26 protein-coding genes are annotated in these 23,549 nt (G+C 57.0%); 5 read left to right on the forward strand and 21 right to left on the reverse strand.

Features of this window, described 5'->3' with window-relative positions; genetic code table 11:
• Window positions 1-3 precede the first annotated feature (3 nt).
• The 19 genes from fliO to K325_RS0109575 all read right to left on the reverse strand — a co-directional run bounded on the left by fliO (window position 4) and on the right by K325_RS0109575 (window position 18,773).
• Window positions 4-456, reverse strand: coding sequence for a flagellar biosynthetic protein FliO (gene fliO / locus K325_RS0109485; RefSeq protein ID WP_029654029.1), 453 nt, complete (start codon window positions 454-456; stop codon window positions 4-6).
• A gap of 1 nt (window position 457) precedes the next feature.
• Window positions 458-958 carry a flagellar motor switch protein FliN gene (gene fliN, locus K325_RS0109490; protein WP_029654030.1) on the reverse strand — a complete coding sequence of 167 codons (501 nt, stop codon included), beginning with the start codon at window positions 956-958 and terminating at the stop codon, window positions 458-460.
• Window positions 951-1,949, reverse strand: a complete 999-nt coding sequence (gene fliM / locus K325_RS0109495) for a flagellar motor switch protein FliM (RefSeq protein ID WP_029654031.1) — start codon at window positions 1,947-1,949, stop codon at window positions 951-953. The genes fliN and fliM overlap by 8 nt, the downstream gene beginning before the upstream one ends.
• A gap of 42 nt (window positions 1,950-1,991) precedes the next feature.
• Complete coding sequence (locus K325_RS0109500; RefSeq protein WP_029654032.1) at window positions 1,992-2,492, reverse strand: flagellar basal body-associated FliL family protein; 501 nt, start codon at window positions 2,490-2,492, stop codon at window positions 1,992-1,994.
• Window positions 2,493-2,673: 181 nt separating this feature from the next.
• Window positions 2,674-3,810 (reverse strand): flagellar hook-length control protein FliK, encoded by a 1,137-nt coding sequence (locus tag K325_RS0109505; RefSeq protein ID WP_029654033.1) that lies wholly within the window; start codon window positions 3,808-3,810, stop codon window positions 2,674-2,676.
• A gap of 98 nt (window positions 3,811-3,908) precedes the next feature.
• Window positions 3,909-4,259, reverse strand: a complete 351-nt coding sequence (locus K325_RS0109510; protein WP_029654034.1) for an Hpt domain-containing protein — start codon at window positions 4,257-4,259, stop codon at window positions 3,909-3,911.
• Window positions 4,256-6,007 carry an ATP-binding SpoIIE family protein phosphatase gene (locus K325_RS0109515; RefSeq protein WP_029654035.1) on the reverse strand — a complete coding sequence of 584 codons (1,752 nt, stop codon included), beginning with the start codon at window positions 6,005-6,007 and terminating at the stop codon, window positions 4,256-4,258. The genes K325_RS0109510 and K325_RS0109515 overlap by 4 nt, the downstream gene beginning before the upstream one ends.
• A 10-nt stretch (window positions 6,008-6,017) precedes the next feature.
• Entirely contained in the window at window positions 6,018-6,323 is a 306-nt protein-coding gene (locus K325_RS0109520; RefSeq protein WP_029654036.1) for an STAS domain-containing protein, read from the reverse strand.
• Between the two features lie 138 nt (window positions 6,324-6,461).
• On the reverse strand, window positions 6,462-6,905 hold the full coding sequence (fliJ, locus tag K325_RS0109525) for a flagellar export protein FliJ (protein ID WP_029654037.1): 444 nt from the start codon (window positions 6,903-6,905) through the stop codon (window positions 6,462-6,464).
• The gene (gene fliI / locus K325_RS0109530) at window positions 6,905-8,296 is read right to left on the reverse strand and encodes a flagellar protein export ATPase FliI (protein ID WP_029654038.1); all 1,392 of its coding nucleotides are present in this window, start codon (window positions 8,294-8,296) and stop codon (window positions 6,905-6,907) included. Before fliI ends, fliJ begins: the two co-directional genes overlap by 1 nt.
• Window positions 8,277-9,167, reverse strand: coding sequence for a flagellar assembly protein FliH (locus K325_RS0109535; RefSeq protein WP_029654039.1), 891 nt, complete (start codon window positions 9,165-9,167; stop codon window positions 8,277-8,279). The genes fliI and K325_RS0109535 overlap by 20 nt, the downstream gene beginning before the upstream one ends.
• Complete coding sequence (fliG, locus tag K325_RS0109540) at window positions 9,167-10,210, reverse strand: flagellar motor switch protein FliG (protein ID WP_029654040.1); 1,044 nt, start codon at window positions 10,208-10,210, stop codon at window positions 9,167-9,169. Before fliG ends, K325_RS0109535 begins: the two co-directional genes overlap by 1 nt.
• Window positions 10,203-11,909 (reverse strand): flagellar basal-body MS-ring/collar protein FliF, encoded by a 1,707-nt coding sequence (fliF, locus tag K325_RS0109545; protein WP_029654041.1) that lies wholly within the window; start codon window positions 11,907-11,909, stop codon window positions 10,203-10,205. Before fliF ends, fliG begins: the two co-directional genes overlap by 8 nt.
• Window positions 11,910-11,924: 15 nt before the next feature.
• Entirely contained in the window at window positions 11,925-12,293 is a 369-nt protein-coding gene (fliE, locus tag K325_RS0109550) for a flagellar hook-basal body complex protein FliE (protein ID WP_029654042.1), read from the reverse strand.
• A 276-nt stretch (window positions 12,294-12,569) separates the two neighbouring features.
• Window positions 12,570-14,015, reverse strand: coding sequence for a sigma-54-dependent transcriptional regulator (locus tag K325_RS0109555; protein ID WP_029654043.1), 1,446 nt, complete (start codon window positions 14,013-14,015; stop codon window positions 12,570-12,572).
• 23 nt (window positions 14,016-14,038) lie between these two features.
• Window positions 14,039-15,274 (reverse strand): sensor histidine kinase, encoded by a 1,236-nt coding sequence (locus K325_RS0109560; protein WP_029654044.1) that lies wholly within the window; start codon window positions 15,272-15,274, stop codon window positions 14,039-14,041.
• A gap of 213 nt (window positions 15,275-15,487) precedes the next feature.
• A complete protein-coding gene (locus tag K325_RS0109565) occupies window positions 15,488-16,936 on the reverse strand; it encodes a sigma-54 dependent transcriptional regulator (protein ID WP_029654045.1) in 1,449 nt (482 codons plus the stop codon).
• A 70-nt stretch (window positions 16,937-17,006) separates the two neighbouring features.
• Window positions 17,007-17,336: a hypothetical protein gene (locus K325_RS0109570; RefSeq protein ID WP_029654046.1), complete on the reverse strand. Its 330-nt coding sequence runs from the start codon at window positions 17,334-17,336 to the stop codon at window positions 17,007-17,009.
• Window positions 17,337-17,414: 78 nt separating this feature from the next.
• Window positions 17,415-18,773, reverse strand: coding sequence for a DUF1329 domain-containing protein (locus K325_RS0109575; RefSeq protein WP_029654047.1), 1,359 nt, complete (start codon window positions 18,771-18,773; stop codon window positions 17,415-17,417).
• Between the two features lie 215 nt (window positions 18,774-18,988).
• Here K325_RS0109575 and K325_RS0109580 point away from each other — a divergent pair, with 215 nt between their 5' ends.
• Window positions 18,989-19,489, forward strand: coding sequence for a DUF6586 family protein (locus K325_RS0109580; protein ID WP_029654048.1), 501 nt, complete (start codon window positions 18,989-18,991; stop codon window positions 19,487-19,489).
• Between the two features lie 58 nt (window positions 19,490-19,547).
• Window positions 19,548-19,808 carry a hypothetical protein gene (locus K325_RS0109585; RefSeq protein ID WP_029654049.1) on the forward strand — a complete coding sequence of 87 codons (261 nt, stop codon included), beginning with the start codon at window positions 19,548-19,550 and terminating at the stop codon, window positions 19,806-19,808.
• A 6-nt stretch (window positions 19,809-19,814) separates the two neighbouring features.
• Here the strand turns inward: K325_RS0109585 and K325_RS0109590 are convergent, their stop codons facing one another.
• Both K325_RS0109590 and lexA read right to left on the reverse strand, forming a co-directional pair.
• A complete protein-coding gene (locus K325_RS0109590) occupies window positions 19,815-20,297 on the reverse strand; it encodes a cell division inhibitor SulA (RefSeq protein ID WP_029654050.1) in 483 nt (160 codons plus the stop codon).
• A 39-nt stretch (window positions 20,298-20,336) separates the two neighbouring features.
• A complete protein-coding gene (gene lexA, locus K325_RS0109595) occupies window positions 20,337-20,948 on the reverse strand; it encodes a transcriptional repressor LexA (protein ID WP_029654051.1) in 612 nt (203 codons plus the stop codon).
• A gap of 165 nt (window positions 20,949-21,113) precedes the next feature.
• Here lexA and K325_RS0109600 point away from each other — a divergent pair, with 165 nt between their 5' ends.
• The 3 genes from K325_RS0109600 to K325_RS0109610 are packed head-to-tail and all read left to right on the forward strand — an operon-like array spanning window position 21,114 to window position 23,540.
• A complete protein-coding gene (locus K325_RS0109600; protein WP_029654052.1) occupies window positions 21,114-22,115 on the forward strand; it encodes an amidoligase family protein in 1,002 nt (333 codons plus the stop codon).
• A complete protein-coding gene (locus tag K325_RS0109605; RefSeq protein WP_029654053.1) occupies window positions 22,108-22,842 on the forward strand; it encodes a gamma-glutamyl-gamma-aminobutyrate hydrolase family protein in 735 nt (244 codons plus the stop codon). Before K325_RS0109600 ends, K325_RS0109605 begins: the two co-directional genes overlap by 8 nt.
• A 14-nt stretch (window positions 22,843-22,856) precedes the next feature.
• Window positions 22,857-23,540 carry an SIMPL domain-containing protein gene (locus tag K325_RS0109610; RefSeq protein ID WP_029654054.1) on the forward strand — a complete coding sequence of 228 codons (684 nt, stop codon included), beginning with the start codon at window positions 22,857-22,859 and terminating at the stop codon, window positions 23,538-23,540.
• Window positions 23,541-23,549 lie beyond the last annotated feature (9 nt).

The raw sequence follows: 23,549 nt of genomic DNA on the forward strand, positions 1-23,549 counted from the left end.
ACGTCAGTCTTTCCTCTCCGGGGCTGACCAGGTCTTTCCGATCATGGACTGAAGTTTCCGGGCAAAGTCCCCCGAACCTGCGCTGACGGAATCCACTACGGGCTCCTCAAACACTTGCAGAGTCCGAATAGCTGTCGGGGTAATGCCAAGCAGAATCTGTTGCTGCCCCACTTCAACCAGCGCAATCCGTTCCCGGGCCCCAATCGCCAGAACTGAGACAACCTTGATGGCGTTGTTATTCATCCCCGTCATCCCGCTCATCCTGCGGATCAGCCAGGCACACCCGTAAATAATGGCAACCACCGCCAGCAGACCCGCGCCCAGGCTCATGACCGTGGCCAGGGTATCCGGAGCCCGAGCCGAAGTGGCAGCCGCTTCTTTCGCCGCCGCAGCCGACTCTTCCGCCTTCAGAGGCACCGATACCATCAGCATGAACCAGATCGCGAGTCGTCTCATGTTACTTCTGCAACCGCTTGATACGCTCACCGGGGCTGATCACGTCGGTCAGCCGAATGCCGAATTTTTCATTCACCATCACGACCTCTCCATGAGCAATCAGGGTACCGTTCACCAGCACATCCAGCGGTTCACCCGCCAAACGGTCCAGCTCGATAACCGACCCCTGGTTCAGCTGAAGCAGATTCCTTATCGGGATCTGGGTGTTGCCGACTTCCATGGAAATGGTTACCGGAATATCGAGGATCACATCAATGTCGGGCGATTCCCCCCCCAGACCGCTCTGATCTGCACCAAACTCTTCCATGGGCGCAGTGCGAACATCCTGATCATCGGCCTCGGCGGCACCCGCGCCGCCTTCAGCTTCAGCCATTGCGGCAGCCCACTCATCTTCGGGTGAGCCGTCTCCGTCGCCGGCTTCTTCCATCGCTGCTTCCCACTCAGCCGCCAACTTTTCGTCTTCGCTGAGTTCCTGCGCGTCTTTCTTATCGTCTTCAGCCATTACGTCCCACCTTCAGTTGCTTCTTCACTTTGGGCAACTTGGCCCGGTCATGAATTCTAAGCGCCAGTTTCCCGTCACGGGTGCCCAGCGTGGCTTTATAGATCGGAATGCCATTGGCGGTTACCGTGAGATGCTCCGGCACATCGACCGGTATTACATCTCCGGCCTTCAAACGGGCAATGTCCCGCAACGAAATCCGACGACGACACACGGTAGTATTAATCGGAACATTCACTTCTTTGATGTCTTCCTGAAGGGCGTTCACCCAGCGTTCGTCAACGTCGTCAATATCGCTCTGGACCCCAGCATCCAGTACGTCACGGATAGGTTCAATCATCGAATATGGCAATGCGAAGTGCAGTTCACCGCCACCGCCATCAAGTTCAATATGAAAAGTACTCACCACAACCACTTCGCTGGGGCTGACAATATTCGCCATGGCCGGGTTTACTTCCGAGCTCAGGTAGTCGAAATCAATTTGCAGTACAGCGTGCCAGGCTTCCTTCATGTCGTGGAAGACCTGGTTCAGAACCATCTGGACAATCCGGGTTTCCGTTGGCGTGAATTCACGGCCTTCAATCTTGGCGTGGCGCCCTTCCCCCCCGAAGAAATTATCCACCAGTTTGAACACCAGCTTGGCGTCAAGTACAAACAACGAGGTGCCTCGCAACGGGCGAACCTTGCACAGGTTAAGGCTGGTGGGTACGTATAGCGTGTGAATGTATTCGCCAAACTTCATAATCTGGACACCACCGGTGGAAACGTCGGCATTCCGGCGCAACAGATTGAAGAGGCTGATCCGGGTGTAACGGGCAAAGCGCTCGTTGATCATCTCAAGAGTTGGCATGCGGCCACGGACAATCCGATCCTGGCTGGCAAGATCGTAGCTTTTTACGCCGGTATCGTCGGTTTCTTCGTAGGTATCGATATCACCGTCGTCCACCCCGTGAAGGAGCGCATCGATTTCGTCCTGTGACAGTAAATCCTGCATACCTGTTTCTGCCCCTAACTGTTGTTTATCTGGCCATCGCGCTCACTGAACCACAAAATTCCGGAACAAAACCCCGTCAATGGCAGGCTCACCTTCCTGTTCCAGTAGCTGGTTGACCGTTTGCAGCATATGTTCCGCCAGTACCTCACGCCCTTCCGGGGTTTGCAGCGTCATGAAATCGCTGCCGCCCAGCACCATGACAAGCTGACTGCGGATCAACGGCATATGAGTATCTGCCGCAGCCAATGCTGCCGGATCCCTGGCCGCCAGCGACAAATAGACCTGCGCATACCTTTGCCGCCCCTGGGCCTGCACCGTGGTGACCAGGGCCTTCTCCAGGTCGGTATAACTGCTGGCAACAAATGCCGGGCTTTCAGAAGCCGCTGCCTCATCGTCACCGGAGCCCGGCACGCCGTCACCAAGAAACCAGAGCGTGCCTGCAACCGATAACCCCACCGCAAGAATAACGATGACCACCAGCATGATGATCAGTTTCAGTTTGCCTTTCTTGGCCGGGGCCTGAGTCGCAGTATTTTCCGCCATAATCGTCGCTTGTCAGTTTTCCGGCACCCAAGGGGGTTCCCGGGTGCTTTCAGTGAGGTAATGCAAAGGATGGGCCAGATACACCACCCCCGGCGTTCAGACTCGCAGTTTAGCGTTGCAGGAGGGGATGGGCAAAGATGTCCGGCATAGAGTGGCGGGATAGGCCGGACTTTGCCCTGGATCAGGCGAAAATATCCACCTCACCCTGCCAGCCCAGATCAAGCTGGCCAGTGGTTCCCAGATCTCCGTCCAGGTCCTGGCTGGCCATCGCCGGGCTGTGTGATGAGCGCCCGTCGCCTTCGCCAGCTTCACCACTCTCGCCACCTGACTGCTGACCGGCCTGATCAGAGACATCAAACTGCCCCAGAGACAAGCCCTGCTCTCCCAGCAGGTCACGAAGCCGATGGGAGTGCAGTTCCAACTGCTCTCGGACAACCGGATTAGCGGCGTGAACGGTCACACTCGCCTGGTCGTTCTGGACCCTTACCTTGACCTCCATGGGGCCCATATCCGGAGGCGTCAGATGTATTTCAGCCACAGACATGTTACGGGCGGTCAACCAGCTGAGTTTGCCCATCACCTTGTCGCCCCATTCGGCCTGACCAACCGGCACATCAACCGAGGTAGCGTATCCCCGTAATGGAAGGGCGGCCTCAGCCGCCAGCTTTCCGGGCTGGGCAGCCTGTTGTGTGGCGGTTTCCATCATCGCCTGAAAGCGTGGGGTGGCCAGCAGACTGGCGGGATCAACAGGGCGAGTCGTCTCTGTCGCTGAGCTGCCGACAAGCAGCTCCGCCAGGGAAATCCCGGGTACCTGAGACATCGCGCCGTTGCCCTGCGCTTGTCCCGGAAGGCCGGAATTAATCCCGGGTGGCACCTGTGAGAACACGGGGGACAGGCTCCGGTGCTCCGCCCCCCCGTTCAAAAGAGACTGCAGACTGGCAAACGTCAGGGGCTGAAGGGCTTCGTCGACCTCGGAGGCGCTTTCCTCAACAGCGCCGCCCTGACGCCCGGTGGGGGCCGATGAGCTTGATTCCTCTTTACCTGCCACCGGCTTCGGTTTCCCGTTCGTGGCAGACGCTTCCCGCGCTACCCGGTCGCTCTTTTCTTCTGCCTTGTCAGCGGCTTTCCTGTCACTGAGGGCCTCAGCCTGATCCCGGTCCTCTGCGCGCCGATTCTCAAGCCGTTTCCGCTCAGCCCTCGACAACTCGTCAAAACGGCTTTCTCCGGACTCCACATCCTTTCGATTTGACGACTTGGCCCCACCGGCCTCCTGCGGGCCCGCACTGGCCGGAGACTGAGGAAAAATGGTCTGTTGCATGGCAACCTCTTGCCGCTTTTGATCTCGGTAGACTCCGTTCGGAGCCTTTTATCATCAGGCAGCAAAAGCAGTGCCAAGATGTTATACCAGACCCTTCCTCAAGGCTCTGAGTCGAAGTTTTGCAACCGCCGGGACACTTCGGAAAACTCAATATCTATGCGTTCAAGTACCCCGGAAGCGGGGGCCAGGCTCGACTGTTTACCCAATTGTTCGGCTTCAAAGCAGAGGGCCCCAAGTCTCGGAGCTCCGATATTGATACAACTTCCCTTGAAACTGTGGGCTGCCTTGGCAAATTGATCGGCGTCGCCCGCCAGCAATGCCTCTTTCAGGCTATCGATGCGTGAACGGGAATCTGCGAGGTACGTCTGGATCAACACCTCAAACTCCTCCTCCATCACATCCTGCAGCTCGGCGAGCGCCTCTACGTCAAGATGGGGTTTGTCGTTCATTCGCTATCCTCGTTTGTCGGCAATGCTGCTCCGCCACTAGTGGCGGTGCCAGGAAGTCTCCAGTCATAGATAACTTCCACGCGGTTGCCGGGACTGTGCACACGGAGTTTGCGGGCCATTCGTCGCAAGATCGCCAGCCCACGGCCCGCATAGCCGGTCGCCGATGCCATCGGCACGTCTGACCGGGCAGCGGTGTACTCCGCGTAATCAAAACCATCGCCACTGTCTTCACAGACAATCGTCAGTGTACCTCCCCCTTCGCCCGGTTGGTGACTTAACGAAAAACGGATGTGATGCCCATGAACCTGTTCGAGCCTCCGGCTGCGCTCCTGATAATACCGACTGAAACCACCCGGAGAGGTTTTCCACGCCGACGGCAAAGCCAGTACGCCGTGTTCCAGAGCGTTGTTATACAACTCTGACAACATGGTATAGATCTCCCCACTCCAGCTGCGAAGCCCCGGCACTTCCAGGCAGATATGCAACAGCAACGGCAACGGATTGAAATCCGCCAACGTCCGGTCCCGCAGCTCATAAACGCAATGCCAGTCTGCCGGGCCGGAAAGTACAGATTCAGGTGCCTTACCCGGCAAGGACTCGGAGGCACCGGGTTCGATAATCTGAAGGCAACACAGTGTCAGGTCATCAGCAAGGTCTGGCAGCCCGGTGTGTTCGCGCATCTCCGCCAGCAAGGCCTCAAACGGTTCGTGCCAGGGCATCAGCTTAGCCAGTACTGACTCAACACCGTCTTCACCCAGGCATTCTCCCCGGCCATTACGGGCCTCAGGGAAACCGTCGGTCATGAGAACCAGCCAATCCCCCGGGGACACATCGATAACCATCATCGACACGGAGAAGCGCTCTGGCTCCAGCACCCCCAATGGCAGATGCCGGGAAGAAATGGGCACCCGATCGCCACTGCTTCGAACCAGCCATGCGTCCGGCAAGCCACCATTCCAGGCTCTCACGCTACCATACTTGAAATCCGCCTCAATCATCAGGCCACAGCAAAACATACCAACGGGCATGATCCGCCGGAGCTTGCGATTGACCTCCGTCAGAATATCCGTCGCACCGAACCCCTTTGCCGCCATCCCATAAAAGATTTCAGCAACCGGCATGGCGCCAATGGCTGCAGGAAGCCCGTGGCCGGTAAAATCCCCGAGAAAGACCAGAGTGCCGCCACCGGGGCGCTGGGCCGCAAACAGCACATCACCATTGAACACAGAGAGAGGCGAGGCGTGGTGACGAATATTAGGCGCATCCAGGCACCCGGTGTGAGCAATGTTGTCGAAAACTCTGCGTGCAGTGCGCTGCTCTTCAAGTATCTGCAGATGCTGCCGCCGGATATGGTCACGCTGATCGGACAACGCCTGATGCATCGCCCTCATGCGGTTGAACGCATTGATCTTGGCTTCGAGAACCACTCGGTTATAGGGTTTTACGAGAAAGTCATCGCCCCCGGCATCCAGACACCGGGCCAGATCCCGGGCTCCGGTAAGCGAGGTCAGAAAAATCAGCGGCACCAGGCGCTCACCGGCAATAGCCTTGATCTGTCTGGCTGCCTCCATTCCATCCATTCGCGGCATCAGCGCATCCAGTAATACCAGGTCTGGCTGAGCTTCTCGAAACAGATTAACCGCCTCGGTGCCATCCGAAGCTTCAATCACGGAATGACCTAACCCGCTGATCAGCCGCACCAGGATCAGTCTGTCGCTGTTGCTGTCCTCGGCTATAAGTACCTTCAAGATAATCGCCTCAGCCTATGCTGAACAATTGCTCGAAGTTGGAAATGGAAAGGATGCGACGAACATCGCTGTTGCAGTTTTCGATTGAGATTCTGGCTCCGTCACCGCCAGCATGATCCCTTAGCAACAGCAGCATACCCAGAGCCGAGCTGTCCAGATAGGTGGTATCAGAAAGATCTACCACATAGCAGCTTACTGAACCATCACTATGTTCATAGGCATCCCGAAACGCCTGATGAGTACTGAAATCAAACCGGCCATCCACGCAAATCGTGAGCGTGCTGCCGTCATCACTTCGATGTGTTTCTATCGGCATTCCCGAACCTCCCAGCCCATTCAACCGTGGCCCCTTCCGTCACGCCTGCCCGTTAGAACAAGTTCATCTGGTTAAGGATAGACAAACTGCGGGAATTTGCATCCATGGCGGCGGGAGCCGGCAATCGAGCCGGAAACATCATCGCTGTCGTCGGGAAAAAGACCTGACTGCGGCTTCATCGGCCAGCTTCTGATCTTTCAGATCCTGTTCGCGCTGTTCCTGTTGCCGACAGGACTCAATGTATTTTTCCATGCCCCGTCGGCGCTCCCAGGCCTGCTGCCAGTCGAGCCTCCGGGCATCAAAGACCTGTTGCGCCTGCTGCAACAAACGATGCTGCTGCGCGATAACCTGATCAAGCTGGGCGATAAACGCCTGCCAGGCCTGCAGCCTGGCAACCGGCACAACGCCGTGCTGATTCGCTCGTATCTGGTCCCGATACTCTTGCTGATATCGCTCCAGGTTATCCACCTGGTCCCGGTGGGCATCCACCTGTTGACGGGCCTCACCCAGCCGCTCCAGCGCTTCCTGCTCTTTGCGCGCTTCCAGGGTAAGCACAGGCTCAAGACGTTTTGAGCGCAGCATCAGATGTTGTCCCGGTTACCGGCAGAATTTGGCACAGCGGTCTTTCGGCGCTCAGGCGACCGACGTTCGGGCACCACCGCCAGCAACTGCTCAATTGCCTCCTCCAGGGGAGCGCTTTCGTTCAGGCCCTGTTGCAGGAACTGACGCATATTGCCGATATGCTGAATGGCGAAGTCTGTTTCAGGGTCCGAGCCCTTCACATACGCGCCAACGCTGATCAGATCCCGGGCTTGCTGGTAACGGGAGTAGACCTGCTTGAACCGCTGAGCTCGGGAGAAATGTTCCGGGCCTGTAACCTGAGGCATAACCCGGCTGATCGACGCCTCCACATCAATGGCCGGATAATGACCTTCTTCCGCCAGCCGCCGGGATAACACGATGTGGCCATCCAGTATCGCACGGGCCGCATCAGCAATCGGGTCCTGCTGATCATCGCCTTCCGTCAGAACGGTATAAAACGCCGTAATGGAACCCCCCCCCGGGCGCCCGTTTCCCGTGCGCTCCACCAGTTGGGGAAGCTTGGCAAAAACGGAAGGCGGGTAACCTTTGGTGGCCGGTGGCTCTCCCACCGCCAGCGCAATTTCCCGTTGGGCCTGTGCGTAACGGGTCAGCGAGTCCATCAGCAGCAGCACCCGCTTACCCTGATCGCGATAGTACTCCGCAATACGGGTAGTCAGCATGGCAGCCCGCAGCCGCATCAGTGGCGAGTCGTCTGCGGGAGCGGCCACCACAACGGAGCGTGCCAGGCCGTCTTCACCAAGAATGTCCTCAATGAATTCCTTAACCTCACGACCCCGCTCACCGATCAGCCCGACCACGGTAATGTCGGCATCTGTGAAACGGGTCATCATCCCCAGCAACATACTCTTGCCCACACCGCTTCCGGCAAACAACCCCAGACGCTGCCCCTGCCCTACGGTCAGCAGTGCGTTGATTGCACGTATGCCGACATCCATGGATTGGCGAACCGGAGCGCGATTAAGCGGGTTGATGATGTCGCCGGTTAACGGTACCCGCGCTTCCGCCTGCAAGGGGCCTTTGCCATCCAGCGGGTCCCCGGCACCGTTGACTACTCGCCCCAGCATCTGCGGCCCAACCGGCACCCGGCTTGCTGAGGCCAGAGGAACCACACGGGCACCAGGCCTGAGCCCCTCAATAGCCGTCAGTGGCATCAGGTAAACCTTGTCTTCCTCAAAGCCCACCACTTCGGCTTCTACTCCCGAAGCGCTGTCGCCCTGGATCAGGCAACGGTCGCCCACCACCATCGGACACCCGACACACTCCAGGGTAAGGCCAACCATTCGTGTCAGCCGGCCTGAAAGTTCCGGTGCCGGTTCAGCATCTATGGCACTCTGCAGTTGCCGCAGGCGCTCAGCCAGGCGTGAGGTCATCGCTATGGCCCTGATCATCGTCGATGTCGCTACCAGCCTCCGGGAACGAGGCCATCCCCGAGTCACTCAGCACATCCCGGTGAAAGTCGGTCAGTTCGCCCATTCGCGGAGCCCGCTCGTCCTGCTCTGAGCTGACAGGCTCAACCAACTGCTCCTCCAGCATGCCCTGAACGGCGCGCTGGAAACGTTTCTCCACGGTGTAATCCACCAGACTGTGACGAGACTCCACCTTGCAGCCCCCAGGCATCAGGGCATCGTCTTCAATGATCACCGCCTGAATATCCAGGCGCTCGACCACTTCTCTCACCGGTTCGATATCGTCGGGGTGGATGCAGACACGAAGGTTGTCGGCTGTCGAGGGCAAAGAGGACAGGGCCCGCCGCACCACTTGACGAATCTGGGAAGAGTCTACGCTTAGCTCCCGGAACACCACAGCGCGCGCCAACACAGTCGTGAGGTTAACCAGTACCGATTCCAGCTCTTCTTCATGGCGCTCAATCGGCAAAAGCAACTCCCCCATAAGATGCTCCAGGCGCTCCATACGAGAGGCAACTTCCTGTCGGGTCTGCTCTCCCGCCTGCTGCTCACCATGACGACGGCCTTCTGCCTCACCAGCTGAATAACCTTCCTCGTACCCTGCCGCCCGGCCCAGTTCAGCCCCTTCAGTGTAGCCGGCCTGACGCCCTTCCTGGAAACCATCCTCATGGGCCGCCAGCCGTATCTCCTCCAGATCGGCTGCGGTGAGAGGCTTGACCTCTTCTTCCTCAACCACCGGATTACCACGGTCATCCAGTAACGGTAATTCCCAGCGTTCCCAGGCTGTCATCTGTTTTTTGGGGATGCGCTTGGCATCCTGGTCGGAGTCTTTCATCACATCATTTCTTCACCGCTGCCACCCAGCGAAATCTCGCCGGCTTCGGCCATGCGGCGAGCAACGGTAATAATGTCTTTCTGAGCCGCTTCCACTTCACTGACCTTAACTGGCCCCTTCGCCTCCAGGTCATCCTGAAGCAACTCTGCCGCACGCTTGGACATGTTCTTGAATATCTTCTCCTTGACGGCTTCGTCAGCACCCTTGAGTGCCACCACCAGGACTTCCGAGGAGACCTCCCGCAACAACGCCTGAATGCCCCGGTCGTCGATATCCTTGAGGTTATCGAAGACAAACATGAGGTCTTCAATGGTCGAGGCAAGATCGGGGTCCATATCCTTGATGGAGTCCATCAGGGTGCCTTCAATCCCCCGGTCCATGAAGTTCATGATATCAGCGGCCCGTTTAACGCCTCCGATCCGGCTTGTCTGAGACGCAGCGCCACCAGAGAACTGTTTCTCCAGGATATCGTTCAGCTCCTGCAGGGCCTGAGGCTGAATACTTTCAAGCGAGGCCACCCGCATCATGACGTCCAGGCGCACTTTCTCGTCCAGCGTAGCCAGAATCTCTGCCGCCTGATCCGGGTCCAGATAGGAAATAACAATGGCCTGAATCTGCGGGTGCTCGTAGCGAATGATGTCGCCCACAGCGCGGGGCTCCATCCATTTAAGCGTGTCCAGGCCGGTGGTGTTGCCGCCCACCAGAATCCGGTCAATCAGGCTTGCCGCTTTGTCGTCGCCTAATGCCTGGGTCAGCATGGCCCGGATGTAGTCGTCGTTGCCAACCCCCAGGCCAGTCTGACCGCCCACCGCCTCCACGAACTGGCTCAGAACAAAGGTCACATCATCTTTGCTGATGTCCTTCATCTGCGCCATGGCAACGCCAACCCGCTGAACCTCTTTCGGCCCCATGTGCTTCAGCACTTCCGCGGCATCGGCCTCACCTAGCGACATCAGCAGGATAGCCGCCTGTTCCACTCGGGGAATCTTGCGCTGAGGCTTTTGGGGGCTATCCCCGGACAGTTGGCTGTTCTGTTCAGTCATCGACGTTCACCCACTGGCGCATCACCTGTGCAACCCTGGCGGGATCTTCCGCTATCAGGCCTTTGAGTGCATTCAACTGTCTATCATAGCTGTCTGTCGCGCCTGGCAAAAGCAGGTCATCCTGAGATGACATGGCATCCCGCAACGCCTGGCCACCCTCAAGATCACTCAGGCCACCATAATCGCTGTCTCCGCCGTCATCGGCGCGCTCACGACCAGTGCCGCCAGACAAGCTCTTCAGCGTTGGCCGTAACAGACCCAAAACCAGTATCAGGATGACGAGCCCTGCCAGCACCTGCTTCATGAGATCCCAGAACCATGGCTGTTCCCAGAACCCAGGCGCCTCGAACTCAACGGCCTCCTCCGGCGCAAACGCGGTGTTCATGACCGTGACACTGTCTCCCCGGGCGGCCGAATACCCAACCGCATCCCGCACCAGCATACTCAAGCGCTGGAGCTCCGCCTCCGGCCAGGGCTGATAACTCACTTCGCCAGTTTGCGGATCAACCACCTTCATGTCGTCCACCGCCAGGGCAACCGTTACCCGCTTAACGGCCCCCAGTTCCTGGCGAGTGTAACTGACCGTGCGATCCAGCTCGTAATTGCGGGTAGATTCCCGGCGCACATTGACCGGAGGCGCGGCACTTTCAGCGTTTTCAGCGCCTGCGGCATTTACCTGCTCGGGCACCGTCGCTTCGCCCGGAGGCTGGTTAGACAGGGCTCCGGGGACACCGCCCTGGGCTCCGGAAAGGCGCTGTTCTGACAACTCCCTTTCGCTCCGGACCGCCTGTTGTTCCGGGTTGAACAACTCCTCCGCACGTTCTACCGCCGAAAAGTCGAGATCCGCCGTCACTTCCGCACGATACCGGCCTTCTCCGACAATCGGCCCGATCAGGGAAGCCACCCGCCGGGTCAGCCGCTCCTCAACTCGGGAGGTGTATTCGTACTGATCCTTCATCCGATCGGTTTCGGCCTTTACATCGTCTCCGGTCAGAAGATTGCCATTCTGGTCCACCACCGTGACCTGGTCCCGGTTCATCATCGGGATACTGCCCGCCACCAGATTAACGATGGCCCGGATTTGCTCCGGCTCAGGCCGGCGGCCAGCAAAGACTTCCAGGAACACCGAGGCCGTGGGCTCCCGGGCGTCCCGAATAAAAACGGAACGCTCAGGAATAGCCAGATGCACCCGCGCATTCCTGACTCCCCGCATCGCCGCGATGGTGCGAGCCAGCTCGCCCTCAAGACCACGGCGATAGCTGATCGTTTCCATAAACTGAGAAGTACCAAGGCCTCGCTCTTGATCCAAAAGCTCATAACCCAGGGTTTTCTGATCGGTCACACCTTCCGCAGCCAGCTTCAGCCGGGCACTGTAGACCTGTTCGGATGGCACCAGCAACGCACCCGAGCGAGGGTCCATTTTGTAATCAATGCCGTTACTCTCAAGAATCGTGGTTACATCCTGAGGGTTGTAAGCCGACAGGTCGCCCACCACAGGCTGATAGTTAGGTTCCTGAGCCCAGAGCACAACCGCAACACCTAACGCCACACTGGCCGCCAGCCCCACCATAAGCCCGACCTGCCGCAGCAGGTTAAGGCGATTGAACCCGAGGATAAAGGTGTTCCGGCTTTCCGGAGCGTCGCCCTCCTGAGTGGCCGGCAGGTCAGAGGCGGCGGTTTCCGCAGGTACGCTTGCCATGCTAATGCTCCGTTATCAGATCGGCATGTTCATGATGTCTTCATACGCCCGAACAACCCGGTTTCGCACCTGGGTCAGAGCTTCAAAAGACACCGAGGATTTCTGGGCTGCGATCATGACCCGGGTAATATCCACTCCGGGATCTCCAGCCTCGTAAGACGTCCGGAGTTCGTTGGCCTGCCCCTGCAGCTCATTGACGTTGTTGACCGCCTTACCCAGCATATCGCTGAAGCTGGGAACCTCCCCGGGTTCCTGAACCTGCCTGAGACCATCAACACGTCCACGTACAGACTGATCCTGCTCAACCCTCTGATTCTGCATCATCTGGGTACGCAGGTTACGGATCTCGGACAGAACGCTGTTTATGTCGGCACGTTGCACCATAATTCTCTCCAGGCGGCCCGCCAGGGCCTTCTTCGTTGACCTCTTGATTAACTCAAAGCAATCGACAGGCCACAAACGAAAAACTCTTTTTTTTCAAACCATTAAAAAAAGAGCTAAGCCCCTGAAAGAAGGGTGCGACAAACATTTGACAGGAAACCCGATATGGATGACGGCAGGCATCAGGGATGCCCTCCCCCAACGCTGGAACGGTGTCTGCAATAAAAAAGGCACCCAGAGGGTGCCCGAAGGAGTATCACTCAATAAAACCTGACGATCTCAGACCAGAGCCAGCTCTGCGTCCAGATCAATGCCCGCCTCGCGCATCTGGGCAAGTTTGTACCTCAGCGTTCTCGGACTGATGCCCAGCTGCTCCGCGGCCCGGTTGCGCCGGCCACGCTCTTTTCTGAGCGTCTGGATAATAATGCGGAATTCCTGCTGACGAAGGTCGTCGCCCAGGGACCCGATAGCAGAGTCACCGTCCGCAGGGTCATCGGAACCAACCTCCCCCGCGGTCAAGGTGGACGCCGGCTTCTCCGGCAACACCTCTGCGGCCTCAGGCTCGGCGAATGCCGCCAACCCACTCGCCCCCGTAATCCCTAACTCCAGGCAAAGATCTCCCGCGTGGATCACATTTCCCTGGTGAAGCACCAGCGCACGCTGGATTGCATTGTCCAACTCCCGGACATTGCCAGGCCAGGGGTGAGCCACCAACGCTTTCCGGGCATCTTCTGCCAGCGTAATGCCGGTCAGTTTCATTTTTCGACAGTGTTTTTTAAGCAGCGAGCGGGCCAACGGAAGAATGTCCAACGGCCGCTCCCGAAGCGGCTGCCAGCGCATGGGAAAGACCGTCAGGCGATAGTACAGGTCTTCCCTGAATTTCCCTTCCCGCACATAGTCCGCCAGGTCACGGTTCGTGGTAGCGAGCACCCGGACATCCAGCTGAATGGGCTTGCGCCCACCCACGCGCTCAACCTCCCGCTCCTGCAGGACCCGCAGCAGTTTGGACTGGAGACCCAGATCCATTTCCGAGATCTCGTCCAGCAGAATGGTGCCGCCATTAGCCTGTTCAAACTTGCCAGGCGATGCCGCTACAGCACCGGTAAACGCACCTTTTTCATGCCCGAACAGCATAGCCTCCAGCATGTTCTCCGGAATGGCGGCGCAGTTTATGGCCACAAAAGGCTGATCTTCCCGGGAAGATTGCTGGTGGATATATCGAGCCAGAACTTCCTTTCCGGTCCCGCTTTCGCCGGAGATCATGACCGTGGAATCGCTGGTGGCAACCTTGGCCGCAAGTTGAAACATGCGCTTGCTGACCGGGTCTTCCGCAACAGGCTCATCGCCGGATTTCTGCCGGCTTCCCCCGACTACACGACTGACAGCATCAACCAGCACCTGAGGCTCGAAAGGCTTGACCAGGTAATCAATAGCACCCGACTGCATGGCAGAAACGGCATGGCTGATCTGTCCATAGGCCGTGATCAGCATCATGGGCAACCCCGGGTAAAGCCGCTGAACCTCAGCCAGCAAATCATGGCCAGACATGCCAGGCATGTTAACGTCGCTGACCACCATATCCACCGGCGCCCGGGACAGGCTCACCAGAGCATCTTCGGCGCTCGCAGCCTCTCGAACCTGAAACCGGGCCAACTCAAGCGTTGTGACCAGTGCCTCTCGCAGGTCGTGGTCATCTTCCACAATCAGAATCTGAGCCTTTGCCATGTTCTATGCCTCCAACCTGCTCATCAAACCCGGACCGGGAGGATGGGCAACCTTACAACAGCCTCAGCACCATCCTGTCCGGGGGACACTATTGAAAACTCGCCCTGATGGGCTTTAACAACCGCCTGAACCACCGCCAGCCCCAGGCCTGTGCCGTGCGACTTTGTGGTATAGAAGGCTTCCAGAATACGGGCCGTCTGGTCTGCGTCAAAGCCCGGACCATTATCACAGACACGAATATCCAGATGCCCCGAGCCGGAACCAATCTCAATCCGGATGTCGGTTGCGCCAGCCTCCAGACTGTTATTGACCAGGTTGATACAGGCGCCCACGAGGGCATCCCGGTTGCACATCAGTCGGCAAGCCTCGCGAACCCGGTCGTCCAGAGTCACGGACACCCCGGGTGCCAGCTTAAGACCGTCAGCCGCGGAGGACAGCGCTTCCACCAGACGCTTCGCGTCGAGCTCCTCCGCAAGGCGAGTCTCACCCCGGGCAAAAATCAACATGTCACGAACCTGCTGCTCCAGATGGGTAAGGCGAGACATCAGGCGAGAGGCACACCGCTGACGAAGCTCTTCATCAAGATCTGACTGACTCAGATGCCCACCGTAGAGAATGGCGGCAGAAAGCGGTGTGCGTATCTGGTGAGCCAGAGAGGCCACCATTTTGCCCATCGCCGACAATCGCTGGGCATGAGCCAACTGGGACTGGAGCTGGCGGGTTTCTGTCAGATCAGTCAGCAGAATCAACTGCCCCGGCTGATTTTCCATGGTGCGGATTTCGATACTGACACGACGGCCATCTTTCAGAGACACTTCATGGCCGTCGTCATTACGGGGCGCGAAGCAGCGGCGGATCACGTCAATCCAGCGTTCCCCCTCCAGAGGCTCTCCGAGCAATGAGATGGCTGCCGGATTGCTCTGGCTCACGGTACCGTGCTGATCCAGCACCACAACGCCGGCCGGAAGGGCTTTGAGAAGCGTAGAAAGGCGATCTGCCAGCTGCTCTTTCTGTTCGAGCTCCTGCTGACGCTGGCGAGATTCGTGAGACAGCTCTCCGGACAACTGATTAACCCTGGATTCCAGGGTCCGGTAGGAATCAGTAATCTGCCGGGACATACGATTGAACAGTTCCAGCGCAGAATCCACGGCTTCATCGTCCTGCTGCGGAAACAAAGCGGTCACCTTGTCGTTGGCATCCGCCGCCGCATTCCCATCCTGCTGCTGGTGAGACTCCAATACGACACGAGCATGACTCATAACCATTCCCCCTGATCAGCTCTGCACAGAGCCATCGAATCTTTCGTTCAGAGGTTAAAGCTAACAATGTGCCAAAATTTTTTTATCCTTATTATTCAGCCAGTAACGAAACCCCTAAAATACAGAGTGACGATTTACCGGCGGCCAGAAACGAGAAAGGCGCCGAAGGTTACAAACCTTTGACGCCTCTCTTCACGCAGGGCCGGGAACGTATCAGGCCTCTTGAGAATCTTCCCTCAGGCCGTATTTTCTGACTTTTTCAACCAGCGTCGTTCTCCGAATCCTCAGTTTTTCAGCTGCCCGGGCAACCACCCCACTGGCCTCATCCAGCGCCTGCTGGATCAACTGTCGTTCCAGATTGGAAAGGTAATCTTTCAGATCAATTCCATTCACTGGCAACAAGGCTGGTGCATCAAGTCCAACCAGCCCGGGGATTGCCGATGGCATTCCGGAATCTTCCACCGGTCGATTCTCATCGTAGTCGTCGACATAACGGAATTTCTTCGGCAGTTCCTGAACCCCGATCACACCATACGGATGCATGATTGCCAGGCGCTCTACCAGATTGGCCAGTTCCCGGACATTACCCGGCCAGTCATGGCGGCAAAGGCTCATGATGGCAGCCGAGTTCATTCGCAAGGAACCCCGCTTCTCCTTCTCCATCCGGGAAATCAGTTCGTTGATCAGCAGCGGGATGTCTTCCACTCGCTCACGAAGCGCCGGCATCTCGATCGGAAAGACGTTCAGACGGTAATAGAGATCTTCCCGGAAATCTCCGGATTCAATCATCTCCTCAAGATTCTTGTGCGTTGCCGCAATCACCCGAACATCGGCGGTCTGAGTGCGGTTGCTCCCCACTTTCTCAAAGGTACGCTCCTGTAATACCCGGAGAATTTTAACTTGCATGTTCAGCGGCATATCGCCGATTTCATCCAGGAACAGGGTGCCGCCTTCTGCCATTTCGAAGCGCCCCACCCGAGCCGTTATTGCGCCGGTAAAAGCTCCCTTCTCATGACCAAACAGCTCACTTTCGAGCAACTCAGCCGGAATCGCCCCACAGTTCACCGGTACGAATGGCTTGTCCCTGCGAGATGAATGGTAATGCAGGTTTCTGGCAACCACTTCTTTGCCGGTCCCGGACTCACCCGTGATCAGAACGCTGACGTCTTTGTCCGCCACCTGCTCCATCAACTGACGCACCTGCTGAACCTTCCGACTGGTTCCTACAAGACTTCTGAATAGCTGGACGCCGCGTTGCTGACCCCGCTGCCGGCTTCGGCTGAACTGATCACGATAGATCTGCGCCCGGTAAAGGGAATCAACAAACTTGGTGTAATTAAGCGGCCATTCCATCCGGGCAATCACTCTGGCCGCATCATCATCGGCCAGAGCACGGAGATCAGGGTCTCCCACCATCAACACCGGAACCCCCGTCAGTGACCGGCATACATCTTCTATAATCGTGCCAACAGACGCCTCATTGCCGTGCACAAGGGCAACCGAGACACTTTCTTTAATCTCTTCATTTTCACTGACCAAAAGCGCCAAAGCCTCGTCGCCGGCGACCACCTGCTCTTCCCCGACAAACTCCAGGATGGTGATCAGTTCGCGGCGTCTGGATTCATCCTCACTCAGCACCAGCACTTTGTTATTTTTGGACATTCACAGAAATCTCTTCATGGATTTGTGCGGTATTTAAGACCGTATACCTGCCCGAGTCAATTTTATGACGCTATCTTTGACGATTTGATGAAACATCCTGGTAGGTTTTGGCAGCGTTGCGATTCTGGCTGACACCCTGCAGGGATGCCCTGGCTTCATCGCGCGCTTTCGCCGCTGCCGAGTTGGCTTCAGAAACAAAGCGGTTCAGAGCTTCAAGATGCTCCCGGACCAGAGTGGCACTGAGCCGCCCCTGTTCCACCTCGGACATGATCGGTTCAACAGTCGGACGGACCTGGGCATTCAAACGACTCAACTGTTCCCAGTCCTGTTGCTCCAGCGCTTCTTGCAACTGTTCTTGTAACTGCTCCAGGTTGGCAAGCAAGGTCTCGGGGGTGGCCATCAGCGATCTCCAGAAAGGTGCTTTCACTCTGGCCTGAACGATAGCGCCACCTCTCCCGATGGCGCTATATTAAGCAGTTTACCGGCGGGCTGCGCGACGGGCCGCGGAAGCCGTAAACTCATTACCACGATACCCCGGTGCAAAGTTATAGGCGGGGTAGCCGTTGTCCAGACCGTCAATGTAATAACGATTAGCTTTCAGATCATACGCCATTTCAACGGTTGTCCAGAAGACCGGCTCGCTGTAATAACTGATATTGTGTGCTTCCGACACCCTCCAGAGCTCTCCCTTCTCGTTGTATTCCTCGGAGGCGAGAATCTGCCAGCTATCCTCATCAATATAGAACACCCGGCGATCGTATATGTGCCCTATCCCGGTACGACGCTTGGCCTCGACAACCCAGACCCTATGCAGCTCATAGCGCGCCAGAGACTGATTGATGTGGTTTGGACGAATAACGTCTTCCGGCCGGACACTGGCATCATGAAGTTTATAAGCATTGTATGGCACCAGCAGTTCCTGCTTGCCTTTAAGCTCCCAGTCGTACTGATTCGGTGCCCCGTTGTACATATCTTTCTGGTCAACCGAGCGCAGTGACGATGAGTTCGGGAGATCGGTTTCATAAGCGAGATTCGGCGACCTGCGCAGCCGACGCGAGCCCGCGTCGTAACGCCAGGCCAGACGAGGCGAGCGCACCTGGTCAAGCGTCTCGTGCACCAGCGTAATGGTCCCTGCCAGGGTCGTCGGGGCGATCGTCTCGGTTTTCAGGTAAAAGATCTTGTTATCGATATCGGCAAGATCGGCACCAATCTGACTGTAGGCAAAGAAATAATCGTAGTGGTTAACCACCGGGTTAAAGGCCCCATCCTTCTGCGGTGTTGCCGAAGCACTCCGGAAGGACACTTCCTCTCCCCGATAACGGAGGATATGGTTCCAGATTGCTTCCAGTCCGTTCTGGGGGATCGGGAAGGGGCTTGTCATGATGGTGTCTCTGACACCATTTCCATTATCCAGTAACTCCGCGGTCAGGGCGTTCTGCCGAAACTTTTCATACACATGTTCAGGAAAGGCCGCCGTACGGCGTGTTGGATACACCGGCATGAAAAACTCAGGCCCATACTGCTCCAGCATGCGGATGTGGCCATCAGATAACTTGTCTCTATACAGCTCAATATTCTCGGCAGTGACCACATAAAGCGGCTTGTCCTGAGGGAACGGGTCGACCTCTACGGACCCTTCACGCCAGTTTGCTGGCGGTGTATCCAGACCTCCGGTCCAGGCCGGGATCGTCCCTGCGGCATTCCCCGCACGCTCTGCGCCAACTGGCGTCAAGTCGTTGTCCAGGCGCGCCGCCTCTGCGGGTGATACTTTCGCCGGCAACGGGCTGGAAGCTCCCATGACAGCAACAGCGATGGCAGCAATTAGTCGGTTTCGCATCCTTAACCTCCAGCATGAATCGTATAGTGGTTAATACTCACTCAATCTGCTGCTCTTTTTGCCAGTTTCAAACACCCGTTTCAAGCACTTGTTTGTATTTTATTGTGAAACGCTGCCAGACGTCTCAGACAGAACGAGAAATGATCAGCTACAAATGGTATACTCACCGGGTTTTACCGACCGGATCTGGCAACGCTCTGTCTGCAGGTTTTCCCATGGCATCTCAATGGCACTCCCTGGTTTCCCAAAAATTGTTTCTCGCCAAAACGTTGCTGGCCAGACTCTCGTCGGAGCACAAGGCGGGAGCCATGCAACAAACTCCGGCAGCGGAGGCCGAAGCCCTCACGCAGGGGGCAGTGGAACTGATGCTCAGGGCACGTCAGAGCCTGCTGGTTATGATTGCCCGCCATCACCAGAACAAACAGGAAAATCCGGGTTCAATCGAAGCGCTGGAAGCACTGTTTCCCTACCCGATTACGGAAGTGGACACACTGCGGGAACTGTCTGAAACCACCGGGAGTTGGTGGCAGCATCTGGCACAGCTGGAATTGGCTATAACCGAGCCAAACAAAACGCGAAAAACGGTCACCGCTGAAAACATCATCGCGGTTTCTGCCGACCAGGGCCCGGACAAATCCTTGCAAGCCCTGAATGAAACACTGGTATCGATGACGCGTTTTGCCAGAGAAATCGATGAGCAACACAGCGAGTGGTAGCCCACAACGCTGAATCACAACACCAATGCACACTGAATAGTTTATAAAGGTTGAATGAATGTCACCTTCGTTTTTTGAAATTGTACAACTCGCCGACGGCGACTACGCACTCCGACGAATCGATGACGACGCCGCACCACTGGTGCGTATCTCATTCTCTGAAGAAGCCCGGGAGATGATGGAAGACCGGGATATGAACGTCGCCAAAGCCATGATTGCGGCGGGCATTGAAGCTGCCGGCAACATCAGCCATGACATTGACTGGGAAGAGGATGAAGGCGACATCGCCGACAGCCAGCCCCACTACACCCTGCACTGAGCAGACTTATCTCTGGCGCAGCACCACACCGTGGCTGTTGCCCTGCGCAGACGCTTGCTGCAACGACTCCAGTGCTGCGCGCCCCAGCTTATGAGTCCAGAGCACGACCGCATGGCAGGTACCTGCTCCCAGCGCCCGCTCAGCTAACTGCAGAGCCGGGAATTCAGCGGTTGAGCGCAAGACAAGTATTTCGCTGGCCACAATCCCATGCATTTTCTGCCACTTGGCCACCAGAGACTGGGGTGGATCAATCCAGGCCAGCCAGCGTTTTTCCTGATTAAGCTGTGTGAGCATCGGCAACAGCAACTGAAAGTTTTCCACCTGCTCTTCCGGCAGAATAATTTCCGTCACATTGCCGCCAAAGCCTGGCTCCGAACGATGCCTTGCCGTTCTTGTTGCCGCCATCCGCGCGCCTGAGGAGACTGCTTGAGCCGAAACACCAATTCCCGGCTGAAACGCCATGTTCTGAGTGAAGCTCAACTGTTCCATTACTCACCTGCCTGCGCTGTGCGCTTATTGATGCTGAATTCAGTGAAGGTCCGAGCGACGAATCACACCCACACCCAGTCCTTCAATGAACAATTCCTGCTCTGTCAGGTCCACCTCAATCGGGGCAAACTCTTCGTTTTCTGCGATCAACCATACTCTGGAGCCTTCCTTACGGAACCGCTTGACGGTGACCTCCTCTCCCACCCTGGCCACAACCACCTGGCCATTATGGACATCCTGAGTCCGGTGCACGGCCAGCAGGTCGCCATCCAGAATTCCGACATCTTTCATGCTCATGCCCCGAACCCTGAGCAGGTAATCCGCAGAGGGTGAAAAGAAATCCGGCTTCAGAGTGCAGTGATCCTCGATATGTTCCTGCGCCAGGATGGGGCTACCTGCCGCGACCTGGCCGATCACAGGCAACCCCAGGTCCTCTTCTGCTTCGGGGAGACGAATACCACGACTGGCTCCCGGGACCATTTCTATCGCCCCTTTTCTCGCCAATGCCCGCAAATGCTCTTCTGCCGCATTTGCTGAACGAAACCCCAGTTCAGCGGCGATTTCAGCCCGGGTAGGCGGGTATCCGGTTTCATCCACGTAACGGCGGATGATATCCAGTACCTGGGATTGTCTTGCGGTCAGTTTCATCAGTCAGACTCCGGGATTAATCCTGTTTTTTTATACAGTGAAACGACTATATACAGTGTTTTATCCAGTGTAAACCCCTTACCAATTCTTTTCCGTCCTGTAACGAGAGCGCCCAGAGTCTGTATGTTAAGGTGACGGAAAACAGCCACAGGGAAGCCGCTAGACGCCATGACTGCATATAAGCGCTGTAAGATGCCGGTAAACCAGAAAAACCAGGACGGACAGGAACGAAAGGTTGGGGTTGAAATTGAACTGTCCGGCCTGAGTTACGACGACCTTGTCACACACGCCGCGCACCTGCTGGCTGGCACGCCTGAGCTGGCTTCCCGCTATGTCACCCGGCTGGAGACAGACGCCGGCACCTACACCATCGAACTCGACTCCGACCCGATCAAAGATCTGGACCTGGCTGACGAACGCTTCCCGGAATCCATTCGGGAGATTGGCACCCACGCGATGGATGTTATTGATTTTGCGGCCGAGAGAGTTGTGCCTCTGGAAATCGTATCGCCTCCCCTGGTGATGTCGGCCCTGGACGACATCGAACATCTGGTTGACGAACTAAGAGCCCTCGGCGCTGAAGGCAGCCGGGAAGCCATCTACTTTGCGTTCGGCCTTCAGCTCAACCCTGAGCTTCCAGACCTGCAAGCAGGCACTCTGATTCGGTACCTTCAAGCATTCGGCCTGCTGTATGACTGGCTAAAATCCAGACACCAGCTCGACATCAGCCGGAAATTCACCACGTATATCGAGCCCTGGAGCGGCCGCTATACGGAGAAGCTGACGGCCGATGATTACAATCCCGACCTGCAGACACTGATGCGGGATTACCTCCAACACAATCCAACTCGCAATAAGGCTCTGGACCTTCTGCCGCTGTTTGCTCACCTGGATGACGTATTACTCGCGGAATATGTCAACGATCCACGAATCAAGAGCCGCCCCACCTTGCACTACCGCTTGCCAGACTGTGACATCGACAACCCTGACTGGCACTTTTCGACGGTCTGGAACGACTGGGTGGTTCTCGAAGAACTGGCAAACAACGCGCCGGACCTAAGCAGCCTCAGGCAGGCATTCCGCGACGCCCAGAAATTCAATCTGCACAATCTGACTCACTCCTGGCGTGAGACAACAGACACCTGGCTGCGCCAGCACGGTTATGTCTGAAGCCCACAGGGATACAGACATACCAGGGCTGACCATTGGTATCAGCGGCCCGGCCAGACGAAGCATGTCACACCGGCTGATCAGCCTTGGACTTCGGTTGCATGGCGCGAGAACACACTACATCCGCCCCGGAGACCGGACGAATGTCGACCTTCTGGATGGCCTTGTGCTGTCCGGGGGCACCCATGTGCATCCTGGCCGGTACGGACAGCAGCCACAGGTGACAGCGCGTTACGACCTGAAACGCGACGCAACCGATACCCGTCTTCTGGAGCGGGCCGAAGCCATCAGTATCCCCGTGCTGGGAATCTGTCGCGGAGCCCAGTTTATCAACGTTTATCACGGCGGTTCACTTTGCCAGAATGTCACGCCGTTACGCGTCCACACTCGCCACCGGCCTCTTCTGCTCCCCCTGCAAACCGTTCGCCTGGTCCAGAACAGTCGTATCGGAAGGCTGATGTACAGCCACGTCATCGGAGCCAACCGGATTCACAGTCAGGCCATCAAGCGCCTCGGCCGTCAGCTTCGGGTGAGTGCCGTGGATAACGACCTGTTTGTACAAGCCATTGAAAACACCGGCCAGCAATGGCTACTCGGGGTGCAGTGGCATCCCGAATACCTGCTCTACCACACCGGACACCGTCGGATCTTCAGCCATTTTGTGCATGCCGCCCGGTTCCGGAAACTGGAGCGCCTGAACGACCGGCAAAGCCCGGACGCCCATTGAAAAGGAGAAGGATCATGTTCAAGTCCCGATTTACCGGGGTAATTGCCGCTGCCCTCATGACACTGCCTGCGACGACCCTCGCCGGAGAAGTCAGCCTGAGCGGTGAAGGCAGTGTCCGCTATGAACCTGACAGTGCCAGACTTCAGTTCACCGCCCGTGCCGAACACTCCGACGCAAAGACTGCTTCCGAAACGGTCGGCAACGTAATGGCTGAATGGCGTAAGGCCATCGGCACGTATCGGTCTGAGCTCAACGACTACTCAGACGCCGACCTGAGCGTCTATACCCGCATGATTCCGACACAGGAGAAAGATCAGGACCCGAAACAGATGTCTGTCGCCAGCCAAACCGTCAGCTTCTCTATTTCAGATCTCTCCTTGCTGAACCCTCTGATCGAGAAAGCCAATGGCCTGGGGCTCCAGTATCATCTGGGCAGCCATCAGTTTTTCCACTCCGATGAGCAAGGCATGGAGCGCGAAGCTCTGGCACGAGCGATTGCTGATGCAAAAAGCCGGTGTGAATTTGTCGCACAGCAACTGGACCAGCAATGCGGGGAGGTAGTGACTCTGAACATTAACGGAGGTCATCGCCCCGTCCCCATGATGAGAGCAGAAGCCAAAATGGTCGGTGACGCGGTTTCCAGTGTCGGCCCAAGAGAAGTCAGCGCCAGTGTCCATGCCACCTTTGAACTGGACTGAACACAGACG

The sequence above is a fragment of the Marinobacter daepoensis DSM 16072 genome, assembly GCF_000421165.1.
Lineage (GTDB): Bacteria > Pseudomonadota > Gammaproteobacteria > Pseudomonadales > Oleiphilaceae > Marinobacter > Marinobacter daepoensis.

Excerpts from the sequence above, each read along its gene's own strand:
- fliO (WP_029654029.1), bottom strand. The coding sequence starts at position 456 with ATGAGACGACTCGCGATCTGGTTCATGCTGATGGTATCGGTGCCTCTG.
- fliN (WP_029654030.1), bottom strand. The coding sequence starts at position 958 with ATGGCTGAAGACGATAAGAAAGACGCGCAGGAACTCAGCGAAGACGAA.
- fliM (WP_029654031.1), bottom strand. The coding sequence starts at position 1,949 with ATGCAGGATTTACTGTCACAGGACGAAATCGATGCGCTCCTTCACGGG.
- K325_RS0109500 (WP_029654032.1), bottom strand. The coding sequence starts at position 2,492 with ATGGCGGAAAATACTGCGACTCAGGCCCCGGCCAAGAAAGGCAAACTG.
- K325_RS0109505 (WP_029654033.1), bottom strand. The coding sequence starts at position 3,810 with ATGCAACAGACCATTTTTCCTCAGTCTCCGGCCAGTGCGGGCCCGCAG.
- K325_RS0109510 (WP_029654034.1), bottom strand. The coding sequence starts at position 4,259 with ATGAACGACAAACCCCATCTTGACGTAGAGGCGCTCGCCGAGCTGCAG.
- K325_RS0109520 (WP_029654036.1), bottom strand. The coding sequence starts at position 6,323 with ATGCCGATAGAAACACATCGAAGTGATGACGGCAGCACGCTCACGATT.
- fliJ (WP_029654037.1), bottom strand. The coding sequence starts at position 6,905 with ATGCTGCGCTCAAAACGTCTTGAGCCTGTGCTTACCCTGGAAGCGCGC.
- fliI (WP_029654038.1), bottom strand. The coding sequence starts at position 8,296 with ATGACCTCACGCCTGGCTGAGCGCCTGCGGCAACTGCAGAGTGCCATA.
- K325_RS0109535 (WP_029654039.1), bottom strand. The coding sequence starts at position 9,167 with ATGAAAGACTCCGACCAGGATGCCAAGCGCATCCCCAAAAAACAGATG.
- fliG (WP_029654040.1), bottom strand. The coding sequence starts at position 10,210 with ATGACTGAACAGAACAGCCAACTGTCCGGGGATAGCCCCCAAAAGCCT.
- fliF (WP_029654041.1), bottom strand. The coding sequence starts at position 11,909 with ATGGCAAGCGTACCTGCGGAAACCGCCGCCTCTGACCTGCCGGCCACT.
- fliE (WP_029654042.1), bottom strand. The coding sequence starts at position 12,293 with ATGGTGCAACGTGCCGACATAAACAGCGTTCTGTCCGAGATCCGTAAC.
- K325_RS0109555 (WP_029654043.1), bottom strand. The coding sequence starts at position 14,015 with ATGGCAAAGGCTCAGATTCTGATTGTGGAAGATGACCACGACCTGCGA.
- K325_RS0109560 (WP_029654044.1), bottom strand. The coding sequence starts at position 15,274 with ATGAGTCATGCTCGTGTCGTATTGGAGTCTCACCAGCAGCAGGATGGG.
- K325_RS0109565 (WP_029654045.1), bottom strand. The coding sequence starts at position 16,936 with ATGTCCAAAAATAACAAAGTGCTGGTGCTGAGTGAGGATGAATCCAGA.
- K325_RS0109570 (WP_029654046.1), bottom strand. The coding sequence starts at position 17,336 with ATGGCCACCCCCGAGACCTTGCTTGCCAACCTGGAGCAGTTACAAGAA.
- K325_RS0109575 (WP_029654047.1), bottom strand. The coding sequence starts at position 18,773 with ATGCGAAACCGACTAATTGCTGCCATCGCTGTTGCTGTCATGGGAGCT.
- K325_RS0109580 (WP_029654048.1), top strand. The coding sequence starts at position 18,989 with ATGGCATCTCAATGGCACTCCCTGGTTTCCCAAAAATTGTTTCTCGCC.
- K325_RS0109585 (WP_029654049.1), top strand. The coding sequence starts at position 19,548 with ATGTCACCTTCGTTTTTTGAAATTGTACAACTCGCCGACGGCGACTAC.
- K325_RS0109590 (WP_029654050.1), bottom strand. The coding sequence starts at position 20,297 with ATGGAACAGTTGAGCTTCACTCAGAACATGGCGTTTCAGCCGGGAATT.
- K325_RS0109600 (WP_029654052.1), top strand. The coding sequence starts at position 21,114 with ATGACTGCATATAAGCGCTGTAAGATGCCGGTAAACCAGAAAAACCAG.
- K325_RS0109605 (WP_029654053.1), top strand. The coding sequence starts at position 22,108 with ATGTCTGAAGCCCACAGGGATACAGACATACCAGGGCTGACCATTGGT.
- K325_RS0109610 (WP_029654054.1), top strand. The coding sequence starts at position 22,857 with ATGTTCAAGTCCCGATTTACCGGGGTAATTGCCGCTGCCCTCATGACA.